Source organism: Marivita cryptomonadis (assembly GCF_002115725.1).
GTDB lineage: Bacteria > Pseudomonadota > Alphaproteobacteria > Rhodobacterales > Rhodobacteraceae > Marivita > Marivita cryptomonadis.
In genome coordinates this window covers 126,125-140,082 of record NZ_JFKD01000009.1, presented here as the reverse complement: position 1 = coordinate 140,082, position 13,958 = coordinate 126,125, and the positions used below count along the sequence as shown (strand labels likewise).

Annotated in this window: 13 protein-coding genes; 5 read left to right on the top strand and 8 right to left on the bottom strand. The window is 58.6% G+C overall.

The genetic code is table 11. The features are described from left to right. Positions 1 to 40 precede the first annotated feature (40 nt). On the top strand, positions 41 to 415 hold the full coding sequence (locus MCRY_RS11915) for a hypothetical protein (RefSeq protein ID WP_085630122.1): 375 nt from the start codon (positions 41 to 43) through the stop codon (positions 413 to 415). Positions 416 to 469: 54 nt separating this feature from the next. On the opposite strand, the gene ilvN is transcribed toward MCRY_RS11915, so the two are convergent. Then, entirely contained in the window at positions 470 to 1,030 is a 561-nt protein-coding gene (gene ilvN, locus MCRY_RS11910; RefSeq protein WP_085630119.1) for an acetolactate synthase small subunit, read from the bottom strand. A gap of 112 nt (positions 1,031 to 1,142) precedes the next feature. Beyond that, positions 1,143 to 2,897, bottom strand: coding sequence for an acetolactate synthase 3 large subunit (locus tag MCRY_RS11905; RefSeq protein ID WP_085630117.1), 1,755 nt, complete (start codon positions 2,895 to 2,897; stop codon positions 1,143 to 1,145). A 437-nt stretch (positions 2,898 to 3,334) separates the two neighbouring features. Here MCRY_RS11905 and MCRY_RS11900 point away from each other — a divergent pair, with 437 nt between their 5' ends. From MCRY_RS11900 to MCRY_RS11885, 4 genes are all read left to right on the top strand, one after another. Continuing rightward, positions 3,335 to 3,619 (top strand): hypothetical protein, encoded by a 285-nt coding sequence (locus tag MCRY_RS11900; protein WP_085630115.1) that lies wholly within the window; start codon positions 3,335 to 3,337, stop codon positions 3,617 to 3,619. A gap of 287 nt (positions 3,620 to 3,906) precedes the next feature. After that, the gene (locus MCRY_RS11895) at positions 3,907 to 4,992 is read left to right on the top strand and encodes a TRAP transporter substrate-binding protein (protein WP_085630113.1); all 1,086 of its coding nucleotides are present in this window, start codon (positions 3,907 to 3,909) and stop codon (positions 4,990 to 4,992) included. Positions 4,993 to 5,099: 107 nt separating this feature from the next. Continuing rightward, positions 5,100 to 6,011 (top strand): TRAP transporter small permease subunit, encoded by a 912-nt coding sequence (locus tag MCRY_RS11890; protein WP_085630111.1) that lies wholly within the window; start codon positions 5,100 to 5,102, stop codon positions 6,009 to 6,011. A 62-nt stretch (positions 6,012 to 6,073) separates the two neighbouring features. Continuing rightward, a complete protein-coding gene (locus tag MCRY_RS11885) occupies positions 6,074 to 8,428 on the top strand; it encodes a TRAP transporter large permease (protein ID WP_085630109.1) in 2,355 nt (784 codons plus the stop codon). 63 nt (positions 8,429 to 8,491) lie between these two features. Here MCRY_RS11885 and MCRY_RS11880 read toward each other — a convergent pair whose 3' ends face one another. The 6 genes from MCRY_RS11880 to MCRY_RS11855 all read right to left on the bottom strand — a co-directional run bounded on the left by MCRY_RS11880 (position 8,492) and on the right by MCRY_RS11855 (position 13,788). Next, positions 8,492 to 8,878 (bottom strand): cupin domain-containing protein, encoded by a 387-nt coding sequence (locus MCRY_RS11880; RefSeq protein WP_085630107.1) that lies wholly within the window; start codon positions 8,876 to 8,878, stop codon positions 8,492 to 8,494. A gap of 84 nt (positions 8,879 to 8,962) precedes the next feature. Next, a complete protein-coding gene (locus tag MCRY_RS11875; RefSeq protein WP_085630105.1) occupies positions 8,963 to 9,775 on the bottom strand; it encodes an arginyltransferase in 813 nt (270 codons plus the stop codon). Between the two features lie 74 nt (positions 9,776 to 9,849). Continuing rightward, positions 9,850 to 10,431: a retropepsin-like aspartic protease family protein gene (locus MCRY_RS11870; RefSeq protein WP_085630103.1), complete on the bottom strand. Its 582-nt coding sequence runs from the start codon at positions 10,429 to 10,431 to the stop codon at positions 9,850 to 9,852. Positions 10,432 to 10,497: 66 nt separating this feature from the next. Continuing rightward, on the bottom strand, positions 10,498 to 11,121 hold the full coding sequence (locus MCRY_RS11865; RefSeq protein WP_085630101.1) for a MarC family protein: 624 nt from the start codon (positions 11,119 to 11,121) through the stop codon (positions 10,498 to 10,500). A 41-nt stretch (positions 11,122 to 11,162) separates the two neighbouring features. Continuing rightward, on the bottom strand, positions 11,163 to 11,879 hold the full coding sequence (locus MCRY_RS11860) for a hypothetical protein (RefSeq protein ID WP_085630099.1): 717 nt from the start codon (positions 11,877 to 11,879) through the stop codon (positions 11,163 to 11,165). 55 nt (positions 11,880 to 11,934) lie between these two features. Further along, positions 11,935 to 13,788, bottom strand: coding sequence for an ABC-F family ATP-binding cassette domain-containing protein (locus tag MCRY_RS11855; protein ID WP_085630234.1), 1,854 nt, complete (start codon positions 13,786 to 13,788; stop codon positions 11,935 to 11,937). Positions 13,789 to 13,958 lie beyond the last annotated feature (170 nt).

Genomic DNA, 13,958 nt, shown 5'->3' with positions numbered 1-13,958 from the left:
AAAATTAACACATTAGGCTTCTAAGATGGGGAACCTAACTATGAAACCGCAGAATATGTTCGGTGTTGTGCTGTGGTCAGACACAGCCGCACAAAAAGCTGTGATCTGGTGCGAAGACCAAGGCGAACTTGCTTTTTACACACCGGCAGAGGGGAGCGTTCATGACGCGCCGGTGCTTGATGCAGGTGATCTCATCAGATTTGACATGATCGTGCAGCAGAATGTCAGAAAGGCCCGCAATCCGCAGGTGCTGATGGCATCGCATTCGCCCGATCTGCCAAAGACTTTGCGCGATGGCACTCCGGCCAGCGCGAATGATGCGCGGCCGCTCAAGGCTGAAGGCACCGATAAAGTCGTTTCACTGTCGCAGTATTTCGGCGTCACAGCGCCCGCCAAGGTGGCCTGTTCCGGCTAAAGCCGGGGATGATCAAGTCGGGGCTTATCTTTCCCCGACTTGGTCTTGATCGTTTCAGACGCCGCGCGACAATGCTGCGACACCCGTTCGTGCAACTTCGACCAGCCCAAGTGGGCGCATGAGATCCACAAACGCATCGACTTTTTCAGGCGTGCCCGTGATCTGGAACACAAAGCTTTCCAGCGTGCTGTCAACAACCTGCGCGCGGAAGATGTCGGCAAGGCGCAACGCCTCGACCCGTTTTTCGCCCGACCCTTCGACCTTGATCAGCGCCAATTCGCGCTCAACCGATCCGCCTTCGACGGTCAGGTCGTGCACTTCGTGTACGGGCACGATCCGCCCCAACTGTGCCTTGATCTGTTCAATCACCTGCGGTGTGCCGGTGGTGACGATGGTGATCCGGCTCGTGTGCCCGGCGTGATCCACTTCAGCGACAGTCAGGCTGTCGATATTGTAGCCACGACCGGAAAACAGTCCGATCACCCGCGCCAACACGCCGGGTTCGTTTGCAACGAGCACGGCCAGAGTGTGGGTTTCCTGGACGTCGGAAAAGGTCGAACGCAGGTTGTAGGCGGAATGCTTGGTCGAACCTTTTTTGATATTCAGCGGGGACATGATCTTCTTCTTTTTCCAAATATGCCGGGGGTGTGGGGGCTGGCCCCCACAAAAAGGGCGATGTGGGGGGCAGCCCCCCACGGATCAGACCGGCGCGCACCGGTCTGAAAGCCTAGACCATCACTGCGCCCTTGGTGCCGATGGCGTCCTTGGTATTGGCTTCACCCAACAGCATCTTGTTGTGAGGCTCACCCGACGGGATCATCGGGAAGCAGTTTTCGTGCTTCTCGACGAGGCAGTCAAAGATCACCGGACCGTCATAGTCCAGCATTTCCATGATCGCATCATCAAGGTCGGCTGGATCTTTACACAGGATACCTTTGCACCCGAACGCTTCGGCGAGCTTCACAAAGTCGGGCAGGGCCTCTGACCAGGAATGCGAATAGCGCTCGCCATGCAGAAGTTCCTGCCATTGGCGCACCATGCCAAGCCGTTCGTTGTTCATGATGAATTGTTTGACCGGCAGGCGGTACTGTACCGCGGTGCTCATCTCTTGCATGTTCATCAGCCAAGACGCTTCACCCGCCACGTTGATCACCAGCGCATCGGGGTGTGCGACTTGAACACCGATCGACGCGGGGGTGCCATAGCCCATGGTGCCCAGACCGCCTGAGGTCATCCAGCGATTTGGGTCTTCAAACCCAAGATACTGTGCGGCCCACATCTGGTGCTGGCCCACTTCGGTTGTGATGTAGCGGTCACGGCCCTTGGTCAGCTGCTCAAGCCGATCCAGCGCGTATTGGGGACGGATCGCCTTTTCCGATGGCTTGTACTTGAGGCAGTCCACGGCGCGCCATTGTTCGATCTGGTGCCACCACTTTTGCAGGCCTTCTTTGTTGACCTTGCGTCCGCGGGCTTTCCAAACCTTGAGGATATCCTCAAGAACATGGCCCACATCGCCGATGATCGGCATGTCGACGCGGATCACCTTGTTGATCGAGCTGGGGTCGATGTCGATATGTGCCTTGCGCGATTTCGGGCTGAACGCATCCAGCCGTCCGGTGATCCGGTCATCAAAGCGCGCGCCCACGTTGATCATCAGGTCGCAGCCATGCATCGCAAGGTTGGCTTCGTAAAGACCGTGCATGCCGAGCATACCCAGCCAATTCTTGCCCGACGCCGGATAGCAGCCCAGACCCATCAGGGTTGATGTGATCGGAAAGCCGGTCGCTTCGACCAATTCGCGCAGGAGCTGGCTTGCGCCCGGACCCGAGTTGATCACGCCGCCGCCAGTGTAGAACACCGGACGTTCGGCGACTTCGAGGGCTTCCACCAACTGTGTGATGGTCTCCATGTCGCCCTTGAGTTGCGGCTGGTAGTGGCTGACCTTCGCTTTGGCCTTTTCGGTATAAGTACCGGTGGCGAACTGAACGTCCTTCGGAATGTCCACAAGAACCGGACCGGGTCGACCGGTTGTCGCCACATGGAACGCCTCGTGCAGAACGCCGGACAGGGCGTCCGTGTCTTTTACCAGCCAGTTGTGCTTTGTGCAGGGGCGGGTGATGCCAACGGTGTCGGCTTCTTGAAATGCGTCCGAGCCGATCATGAAGGTTGGGACCTGACCGGTGAGGACGACAATCGGGATGCTGTCCATCAGCGCGTCAGTGAGGCCTGTCACGGCATTCGTCGCGCCGGGGCCAGAGGTCACAAGCACCACACCCGGCTTGCCGGTGGCGCGCGCATAGCCTTCGGCGGCGTGAACCGCGCCCTGTTCGTGGCGAACGAGATAGTGGCGGATGCCGTTCTGTTGAAAAATCTCGTCGTAAATCGGTAGCACAGCGCCACCGGGATACCCGAATACTGTGTCCACACCCTGATCCTTCAGGGCTTGAACCACCATTTTCGCTCCGGTCATTTGACGTGTCATCGCTTTGCTCCGTTTACAGACACTTCTGTTCGTTACGCGAAAAAAAACCCCCGATGTTTAGTCGGGGGCGCATGGGGACGTGGTCTGGTTCCGTCACCGGCCCATGCGCTCTTTCTCTACTACAATGACTAGCACTCGTGCCATGTCGGCTCCTTCTCGCGTGGGCGGACATTATGTTGAGCCTCCCAGAGGGTCAACATCGAAAACGACGAAAAAAGTACCCGAAGCCAAGAAAATTTTGCCGTTTATTGCTAGGTTGACCCATGTTCTTGAAATTTTCCGAAAATAACCTGCATGGCGCTGCGCTTTTCTGCTGAGTCGCTGACAGAAGGGCGCAAGTGCTGTGCAAAAACGCGCGGAGATGTGAATTGCAGGTGATCGATAAGATACAATAAGCTGAACTGGTCGGTTCACTTTTGTCACAGCCGGAGGCGGACATGCTTGGAAAACGCAATTTTCGCGCAGGGGACTTTTCCACCTGCCATGCAACAGTCCTTGTGGGCTTTATCGTTCTTGCGCACGTGTTGGGCTTGGGCGCAATGGGGCACAAGGTGCAGTTGTCCGAAACCGAAAGCGTGAAACCTTCCGTGCCTTCGCAGATCTGCCTGCTGCAAGGGGACGGGTCGACCTTGATGCGGTCTTGTGCAGTACTGATGAACGTGACCCACAGGGGCTTCACGCCCTCGGGCTTCGTTGTCTGGGGACAGGGAACACGCCTTTAACGCCGGGCGTTGCGGGGCTTTTGTGCGCATTGCGTGTGGCGTAAGTTTTGCAAAAACAACTTCAAGTAAGCTGACCTTCCCCGGCTTCAAGGCTTGGTAGCGCTATCAAGAGCTCTGGCAAAAAATCGAGAGATTTCCGCGATTTCTGCCTAAAATTTAAACAAGTGTAAGCACTCTTAATTATTTGCATTCAGTTTTTTTTCTGATTACCGTCCGACCCACTAAATGATCCGCGCAAACAGCGGACTGGCTGTTTTTGTGCATCCAAAACTCAGGGGAGGAAATACATGGATCGTCGTTCATTCTTGCGGACGTCTACTGTAGGGGCAGGCGCTGCTGCTGCCACAACACTTGCGGCACCGGCATACGCGCAGGGCAATCGCACACTGACTATGGTCACATCGGTTCCGGACGGCTTTGCCGTGTTCGACGATGCGGCTCAGCTTGCTATCGACTACATCACTGCCATGACCGATGGCCAGATTTCGTTCAACAAGATGCCTGCCGGCTCGCTTGTTGGCGCGTTCGAAGTGTTCGACGCCGTGTCTTCCGGTCAGGCCGACGTGTATCACTCGGCAGAATACTACTTCCTCAACCAGCACCCGGCATTTGCCTTCTTTACCGCTGTGCCCTTCGGCATGACGGCGCAGGAAATGGCGAACTGGTACTACCGTCGCGGCGGTCAGGCACTGCATGACAACCTGTCGAGCCTGTTCAACCTCAAGCCTCTGATGTGCGGCCAGACCGCAATGCAGCCGGGCGGTTGGTTCAACAAGGAAATCAATTCGGCAGACGACCTTCAAGGTCTTCGCTTCCGTATGCCGGGCCAAGGTGGTCAGGTGCTGGGTCGCCTCGGCGCCTCTGTGCAAAACATCCCCGGCGGTGAAATCTACCAGGCGCTTGCGTCCGGTCAGATCGACGGCGCGGAATGGATTGGCCCGTATGCGGACGAACGCATGGGCTTCCAGGAAGTCACCAAGACCTACTATGCAGCTGGCTTCCACGAGCCGGGTTCGACCCTGTCCATGGTGTTCAACCTGGAGATCTGGGAATCCCTGACGCCGCAGCAGCAGACGATCTGTAAGGTCGCCTGTGAAGCGTCGCACGCGCAGAACACCGCGCTGTCGCTGGCCGAAAACGGCGCTGCTCTGGCCCGCCTGCAAGCCGGTGGCGTTCAGGTGCGTCAGTTCCCCGACGACGTCTGGGATGCGTTCGGCACCGCAGCGGCCGAAGTCCGCGAAGAGAACATGGGCGACCCGATCTATGCCGAGATCGCCAACAGCGTGTTCGAGTCCATCCGGGAATCCTCCGGCTGGTACGAGATCGCTGATGGTGAATTCATGCGTCAGCGTAACCGTGTGAACGCAGGCTAATCGACGCCGCGTCTTAGCCCCGCCCGGACAACCTGTCTGGGCGGGGCTTTTCGCCACTTTACAGACACGCGTGATGCCCCACGATCGGGGCAACAGAGGGGCAGGGTATGGTTGATTTCATCCTTTGGGTGCTACAAAATATAGTAATGGCCCCATACAATCTCGTGGCGGCGATATTCACTCCGGGGTCATGGCTGAACTGGTCCGATCCCGCATCCGTGATGCGCTTCATCTACTACGGCGCATCCGTAGAATTCTTCTTTGTGGTCTTCACCACCTTCCTGATCCTTACCGTGCTCGGCCTTGCCTGGAAGCGCAGCATCCTTTGGGGATGTGTTCGAGGTCTTGAAGGCATGGCGAACGGGATCGGTCGCTTTGCGGCATGGGCCGGTCTGCTGATGGTTATTCAGCAGGTCATGATCGTGTTCCTGCAGCGCATCTTCCGGGTTGCCTCGATTGAACTGGGACCGTTCGGCACGGCGTTCGCCAAAGACCTCAGCTGGTGGGCCGAAGAGCTCAAGTTTTACAACGCCATGGTTGTGGCATTGTGCGTGACATATACCTTTGTGCAAGGCGGCCACGTCCGTGTTGACCTGTTTTACTCCAAGGTAAAATACGGCACCAAGCGGCTGATCGACATGTTTGGGTGCATGTTCTTCATGCTGCCTGCGATCACCATCACGTACCTCTATGCGTGGTTCTTCATGTGGCGCCACCTGATGACGCCTGCGGTGACCGCGACAAGCGATCTGGACCGCATGATCATGCAGTCGCGCATCTTCCGCTGGAACGTCGAAACCATCGGCTTCAGCCCAAATGGCTTTGATGCCTATTTCCTTTTCAAGATCCTGATCGTTGCATTCTGCGTGCTGACATTTGTCCATGCGATGGCGTTCTTCTGGCGCTCGCTTTTGGAATACATCGAGGGCGAAGAAAGCGACGGCAAATATCTCGACAGGGATGGCTTTGCCAGCGAAGCCGAAGAAATCGAGCACGCGATCCATTCCGGATCGACCTGAACACATGATCAATACACAAAATACGATGCCTCAAACGGCACATAGCGGGGGGGCCGCATAACATGCTTTTCGGAATGGACGGGGTAGAGGTCGGGATCCTCATCGTTTTCCTGACGCTCTTTGCCGGGATCATGACAGGCTTTCCGGTGGCATTCGCCATCGCGGGGGCCGGTGTCATTTCCTTTGCCATCATCGCCGCGCTGGACTCGGCAGGGTTGTTGATCCACCAGGCAATCGACAAAGGCTCAGCTGAATTTGCGGCGTTGGTCGCCGAGGGGGTCGCCCGAGACGCCATCTCTGTGTTCCGATACCCGGACTTACCGCGCATAGAAGAGCCGGTGTTCCCAGGTGGATGGGAACAGGCGATGGAGCGCAATATCTCCTTCATCGTGAACCGGATCAACGAAAGGGTGATCGCAGGCCAGTCCATTGAAACGCTGCTTGCGGTGCTGATGTTCGTTATGATGGGCATCACGCTGGAACGCTCTCGTATTGCCGAAGACCTGCTGACCTCGATGGCGCGGGTGTTCGGCCCGCTTCCGGGCGGTCTGGCTGTGTCCATCGTTATCGTGGGCGCGTTCCTTGCCGCCTCGACAGGTATCGTGGGCGCCACAGTTGTGACCATGGGCTTGCTGGCCTTGCCGACAATGCTGCGCAACAACTACTCGCCCGAACTGGCGACAGGGGTTATCGCGGCCTCGGGCACGTTGGGACAGATCATCCCGCCGTCCATCGTCATCGTTCTTCTGGGAACCCTTGTCGGGGATCTCTATGCAACCGGACAGGAAACCCGCGCCGTTGTTGCAGGGTGTACCGACGCGTTGACCTTCCTTGGCGAACCTGCCGTTCTGTCGGTGGGCACGCTCTTCCAGGCGGCTCTGTTGCCGGGTCTGTTCCTTGCTCTTCTCTACGGTCTATATGCATTTGGCTTTGCGCTCCTGCGCCCGGCCAGCGCGCCGCCCGTGCAGTTGGCGGGCGAAAGCGGCGAGGTCGTGACCCGCAATGAAGCGCTGACTTGGTACTTGGCGGCACCGGTTGGCCTGATCCTTGCGATCTCTATCGGCTTTGGCTCGGGGCTGATCGGCAACCAGACCATCGCGGTCTCTGACTACGCCGAACGCGCTGACGGTCCAAGCCTGCGAACCAACGTATCCGAGCAGTGTCAGGCCTCCATGATCGAACTTCATGGCCAAGAGGCGTGGGACGAATCGGTTGCGCAACGCGCAGCCATGACCGCAGCCGGTGATACTGGCGAGGTCGTGGAACTGACCGAAGAAGAGCGTGCAACGGCGTTGATTGAAGCGCGTGATAACATCTCCCCCATCGGGTCAGGTGTAGCCACGGTCTTCACACTGCTGGCGCTTGTGCTCATCCTGGCGCGCGGCGTCTCGCCGTCCGCAGAAACGCTGCCGTTGATAGTCGGGGGCTTGGGGATTGTCCTTGCGTTCCTCTGCGACGTGATCTTCATCTCACCGCTGAGCGGCGCCGGGGCGACCTTCATGATCCTCGCGATCCCGATGCTCTTGACGATGTATGGCGTCTGGATCGCGATGGGACGATTGTCGCAGAACGAACTCTTGCGCGTCGTCTTCCCGCCGTTGATCCTGATCGTCGCGGTGCTTGGCTCGATCCTTGGTGGGATCACCAACCCGACGCCTGCGGCGGCTTTGGGTGCGGCAGGGGCGATCATGCTGGCCGCCTATCGGAAGCTCAAGGAAGAGCAGGGCGCGGCCAAGGTCATCATCTGGGCGTCCTTGGCCTTGATCATCATGATCCTGCTCGGGGTGAACTTCGACCTGCGCATCACGCGCGAGGGCATCCCGCTCGAGGATTGGGTGGCATATGTTCTGGCACAGATCGCGTATCACTTCGCGTTCTTCGGTCTGCTGTATAGCTGCTGGGTTTTGTTCCGAACTAACATCCTTGGGCCTGTGGTAAGGGAAACCGCGAAAGTGACGTCGATGGTGTTCACCATCCTCATCGGTTCGCAGCTTCTGAACCTCGTGCTGATCTCGTTCGGTGGTGAACACTACATCCAGCAATTCCTGCGGTCCTTCGACAATGAAACCATCGTGTTCCTTGTCGTGATGTTGATCCTCTTCGTGCTGGGCTTCGTGCTCGACTTCCTCGAGATCATCTACATCGTGGTGCCCATCGTTGGACCAGTGATTTATGGTGGGACGCTTGATCCGGCATGGGTGACGATCATGATCGCGATTAACCTGCAAACATCGTTCCTGACGCCACCCTTCGGTTTTGCGCTGTTCTACCTGCGCGGTGTGGCGCCGAAAGAGGTGACGACCGGACATATCTATCGTGGCGTTATGCCCTTTGTGGGCATCCAGGTGCTGGGCCTTGCGTTGCTCTGGCTATTCCCCGGGATTGTCACGATCCTACCGGACCTGATCCAGAACTGATCCAGTCACCAAACACGCAAAAAGGCCGCTCGTCAGAGCGGCCTTTTCTTTTGGCGCAAAGGCTCAATCGTCGTTTGGATCAGCCTCCGCATCTGCCTTGGTGTCATGTTCGGTGCCGGGCTCGTGTTCGGGTGGCGAATAGGTTGTGTAAAGACGCATCATCCCGGTTCCGGTGTTCTTGAAATTGTGGAACTTGCCTGAGGGAACGATCGCCACGTCACCGGCAGAGATCTCCATCTCGTCATCGCCGATCTTCGCCTTGCCCATGCCGTCGATGAAATACAGCAATTGGTCATGACCCGTGTGGGTCTCCCCACCAATCTCGCCGCCTTCGGGAATGGCCATCAGCACAAGCTGCGTTTTGTCGCCGGTCCAGACCACCTCGCGGAACTTGTCGTTGCTCCGGGCTATCTTGGCGATGGGCATTACAAATGTATCGTGTTCAGACATCTCGGTCGCTCCTTTGTCTTTGCGAGAAGGGAACGTATGAGGCTTCGAACTGTTCCGAACGAAGAGTTTGGCAGGCGGTAGGGATCAGCTGCGCAAATCGGGAAGCGATATATTCGCGACCTGTTCGGCAATCGGATCGGTCGACATAGGATGGATGTCCGCAGAATAACTGTCGGGCTTGCGGAACGGCTCCCATCCGCCGTGGCGGTATAGTTCAAGCCCCGAAAAGGCCGACTTGTACCCCATTTTGGTGCTGCCCGGCACCCAGTAGCCCAGATAGACATACGGCAGCCCAGCCTCGCGCGCGATCTCGACATGGTCGAGGATCATGTAGGTGCCAAGGCTCTGGGCCGGCACATTGGGCGAATAGAACGAATAGACCATGCTCAACCCATCATCTAGCACATCGGTCAGGCACACCGCCTGCAATTTGCGACGTTCAGGGTCGGAATATTCGATCACCCTCGATCGGATGGGGGTTTCCTCGACCATTGCGGCAAAGTCGAACACGTCCATATCCGCCATGCCACCATCGGCGTGCCGCGCATCCAGATAGGTGCGAAACAGATCATACTGATCCTCGGTGGCCCAAGCGCTGCTGGCATGCCGCCGCAAATGCGCATTGCGCTTGATCGTCCGTTTCTGGCTGCGTGACGGGCGAAACGCGTCAACCGAGATCCGCGCCGACAGACAAGCCGAGCAATCGGAACAAGACGGTCGATACAGCACATTCTGCGAACGACGGAATCCCTGCTTGGACAGGCTGTTATTCAGCTTGTCCGCGGCCTCGCCCTGCAGGGCAGTGAACAGCTTGCGCTCCATCCGACCGGGAAGGTACGGACAGGGCTGGGGCGCAGTAACATAAAACTGCGGCGCAAGTGGCAGCGAGTGACGCATCGTAGACTCTTACTTCGGTATGAACGGACCGTAGCCGAAGGTTTCTTTTCAGCCAACCCCCCAGAAACGGGTAATCACCGTTCCAGGATCAGCCGACCATTGTTGATCTCAAGACGGGCAAACCGATTGAGATACTCCATGCCCAATAGGGACTTGCTCATTTCGCCCTCGTTCACGAAGGCCCGCACATCCCGGTCGTGAAATGGACCAAGCGCGACATCGGCCAGCCTGACTGGTGCGGTGCGTACAGGGCCGTTTGCTGTCATGGCTTCCGTATAGAAGATCACATCTTCGTCCTTCAACCCGACCCGTGCCGCGTCTTTCTGTGTCAGCACCATACTGGTTGCACCGGTGTCGACCACAAAGCGCACCGGCGCGTCGTTGATCTCGAGCGTCAGGTAGTAATGTCCATCGGGTCCGCGCGGCACTTCGATCCGCCCAGTCTCTGACATGACAAGTTGCTGTGGCTGCACGGTCTGTCGAATGTCGCCCCAAAGACCAACAGCGGCGATCACACCAAGAAAAATCAGCCCCCACACCGCGCCTTGTTGCAAGGTCTTGTTCAGGCCTTGCCGGTTTTGAATAAAAAACCAGAACACGATCACAGCGCCCAACAGCACCAGATAGGCCAGATTGCCGTACTCCATCGCTGACATTGTCGATCCCCACTCCGTGATACTCAACATGTAGGTCGGCGCGGCACGCTTGTGTAGGGTCTGGGCCTAGCTGCCAAGCGCCAGCCCGAAACCCCGGATGCCGTCCAGAACGAACTGGACGGAAAGTGCCGCCAGCAACATTCCCAAAAGCCGCGTCACCACGACAATCCCGGTCTTGCCCAAGGCGCGTTCAATAATCGGCGCGCTGAGGAATAGCAGGAAAACGATCATCAGCACCCCGACCATCACCCCAAGCACCGATGCCATGCCGACAGCGCCCTCGGCCTGACCGGCCAGCAGGATGATCGAAGCGATGGCACCCGGACCGGCAATCAAGGGGATCGCAATGGGAAACACGGACGGATCAGGTGCATCATCCACATCGGCCTGATCCTCGCGCCGTTTGGTGCGCCTCTCGAACAGCATGTCGAGCGCTGTCAGGAATAGAAGAATACCCCCTGCAATGCGGAAGGCCGGCATGGAGATGCCGATAAAGCCCAAGACCTGCTCGCCCAGGAAGGCGAACAGAAACAACAATGCAGCGGCAATGATCGTCGCGCGAATGGCGATGGCGCGCCGCTGTTGCGCCGTCATGCCGGGGGTCAACGCGATGAACACAGGTGTCAGGCCAATCGGGTCAATGACCACGAACAGCGTCACAAAGGCAGAGATCAGAAAAGCGGTATCCATGAGGGTGCTCAATCACGTTCGCTTGGTGCGCGCAAGCGTTGTCAGGCCGGTGCTGCGGCGCGGCCCCAATCCTCGGACATGTCTTGAACGCGAAACCGCGAGAATGACGAGCGATCGAACATCGCGTCGGCAAAATGTCCATCCATCAAGCCACGGTGAACCCCCGGTTTGTAGGCAGCCGCCATCATCGCCGCGTCGGTTTCCCAAAGGGACAGCGTGATCCCGTCGCGCCCGTCCACACCAGCGCCGTTGACGGTGTCGCGATAGATATTGCCGGGGGCTTCCCCATAGCCGCGCAGAACCGCATCGACTCCCCGGGCAAAATCCTGACGCCGGCTGATCGGCACGGTGGAATCGTCGTCAAACCCCGCAGATGTGACCACGGCCAAGGTGCCTTCGACAGGGTCCCGACACACGCGCAATGCGCAATCGGTCTCGATCCTGTCGCGCCATATAACCGTGCCACGATGGGCAAAAGGAATGGCGAGCGCGGTCCAGACCGTGTCCGCGGTGTTCAGGAATGGCAGCTGGCTGTACGGGTCGGCTCGGAATGCGCGCGCGTCTGCCTCGGTATCGAACGCCGCCATACCCGCCCAGACGTCTGATGCAAATTGTGGCCGATTATCATCGGTCAGGCGCTGGCTGGGACAAAAGCGCCAGATATCCGCGCCCTCAAATGCGGGAAAGCGGCAATCGGCTGCCGCGATAATGTCCGGAAAACAAACCCGCAAAAGGACAACCCGGTGAAAATCCGACATCTCCAAGCCCTTTCCAAAAACAATCTAGAAAGGCTAGCATGTAGGCTATGCGGTTCTAAGCGTTTTCAGCCACGTCCAGTTTCTCGGCCGCGGTTTCCCAAAGCGCCTCGGCGCGCCGCAAGCCATCCATGACCTCGGCGTATTTCTTATTCCAGGTCTCAAGCTCACCTTTACGGCCCGGCTCGTAAAGCGCGGGGTCCGCCAGTTTCTTGGCCAACGTCTCGCGCATCTGCTCGATCTTCTCGACACGCGCTTCGCATTTGCGCACCTCTGCCCGCAACGCCAGCATCGTGTCACGGTCGGGGCGGGCAGGGCGCGCAGGCTTTGGTTTTTCTGCCTTCGCAGGTTTGTCCGAAGCCAGCAGCATAGCGCGGTAATCGTCCAGATCGTCCTCGTAGGGCGTGACGTTGCCATCCTTCACCAGCCACAGCCGGTCCGCCACCATCGACAACAGATGCATGTCGTGGCTGACAAGGATCACCGCACCGGAATAGGCGGTGAGGGCCTCGACCAGTGCCTCACGGCTTTCGATGTCAAGGTGGTTGGTCGGCTCGTCGAGGATCAGCAGATGCGGCGCATCCAGCGTGGCCAAGAGCAGCGACAGACGCGCTTTTTGTCCACCTGACAGCTTGCCCACCACGGTGTCCGCCTGCGCCGCCATCAGGCCAAAACCCGCCAACCGTGCCCTGTGACGTGTCGGCATCTCATTGGGCCGCACGCGCCGCAGGTGATCAAGCGGCGTTTCGTCCACGTGCAACTCGTCCACCTGGTGCTGTGCAAAGAACCCGATGCGCAGCTTGGACGACCGTGTGATGCGCCCGGCCATAAGTGGCAGGCGGTCCGACAGCAATTTGGCCAGAGTCGATTTGCCCTGACCATTCTTGCCCAACAGCGCGATCCGGTCGTCCTGATCAATGCGCAGGTCCAGTTTTCGCAAGACTTCGGTGTCGCCATAGCCGGTGACACCGTTCTCGACCCGGATGATCGGCGGCGACAGCTCGTCGGGCTGCGGAAAGCTGAAGACCCGCTTGGCGATTTCCTCGGGCGCACTGACCATGTCCATCCGTTCGATCATCTTGAGCCGGGACTGCGCCTGCTTGGCCTTGCTGGCCTTTGCGCGGAAGCGGTCAACAAAGGATTGCAGATGGGCCACGCGGGCCTGCTGCTTCTTGGCCACCGCCGCTGCCTGTGCCCGTCGTTCTGCGCGCTGCCGCGCGAACTGGTCATAGGGGCCTTGGTAAAAGGTCAGTTGCCGCTCTTCGAGATGCAGAATCGCGCCCACGGCCCGGTTCAAAAGACCCCGGTCGTGGCTGATCACGATCACCGTGTAAGGGTACTTCGCCAGGTAGCTTTCCAGCCACAGCGCCCCTTCCAGGTCAAGATAGTTGGTCGGCTCATCCAGCAGCAGCAGATCAGGCTGTGCAAACAGCACGCCCGCCAAAGCCACGCGCATCCGCCACCCACCCGAGAAAGCAGAACAGGGCATGCGCTGTTCATCATCGTCGAACCCAAGGCCCTTGAGAATTGCAGCTGCCCGTGCCTCCGCCGACCACGCGTCGATATCGGCAAGCCGTGTCTGCACCTCGGCAATACGCGCACCATCGGTGGCAGTCTCGGCCTCTGCCATCAGCGCGGCACGCTCGGTATCGGCAGCCAGAACCGTGTCGATCAGCGACACCGACGACCCCGGCACCTCCTGGCTCACCCCGCCGACACGCGCCCCGCGCGGCACTGAAATCGCACCGCCCTCCAGCGCCAATTCGCCCCGGATCAACCGGAACAGCGTGGTCTTGCCGGCACCATTTGGCCCGACAAGGCCAACCTTGTGCCCATCGGGAATAACGGCGCTGGCCCCTTCGAACAAAGGCCGGCCGTCAACTGCATAGGTGATATCTTCGATCTTCAACATGGCACGCCCATAGCAACGCCCGGCAAGACAAACCAGCACCCTTCGCTTCTTTGGGCGAAAAATACCTCGGGGGTTCGGGGGCAGAGCCCCCGTAAGCCCCGTCAGGGGCTTTCCAACGCCAAACCCCCATGCTAACGGGCGCTCCAAAGATAAACCCAAACCACGGAGCG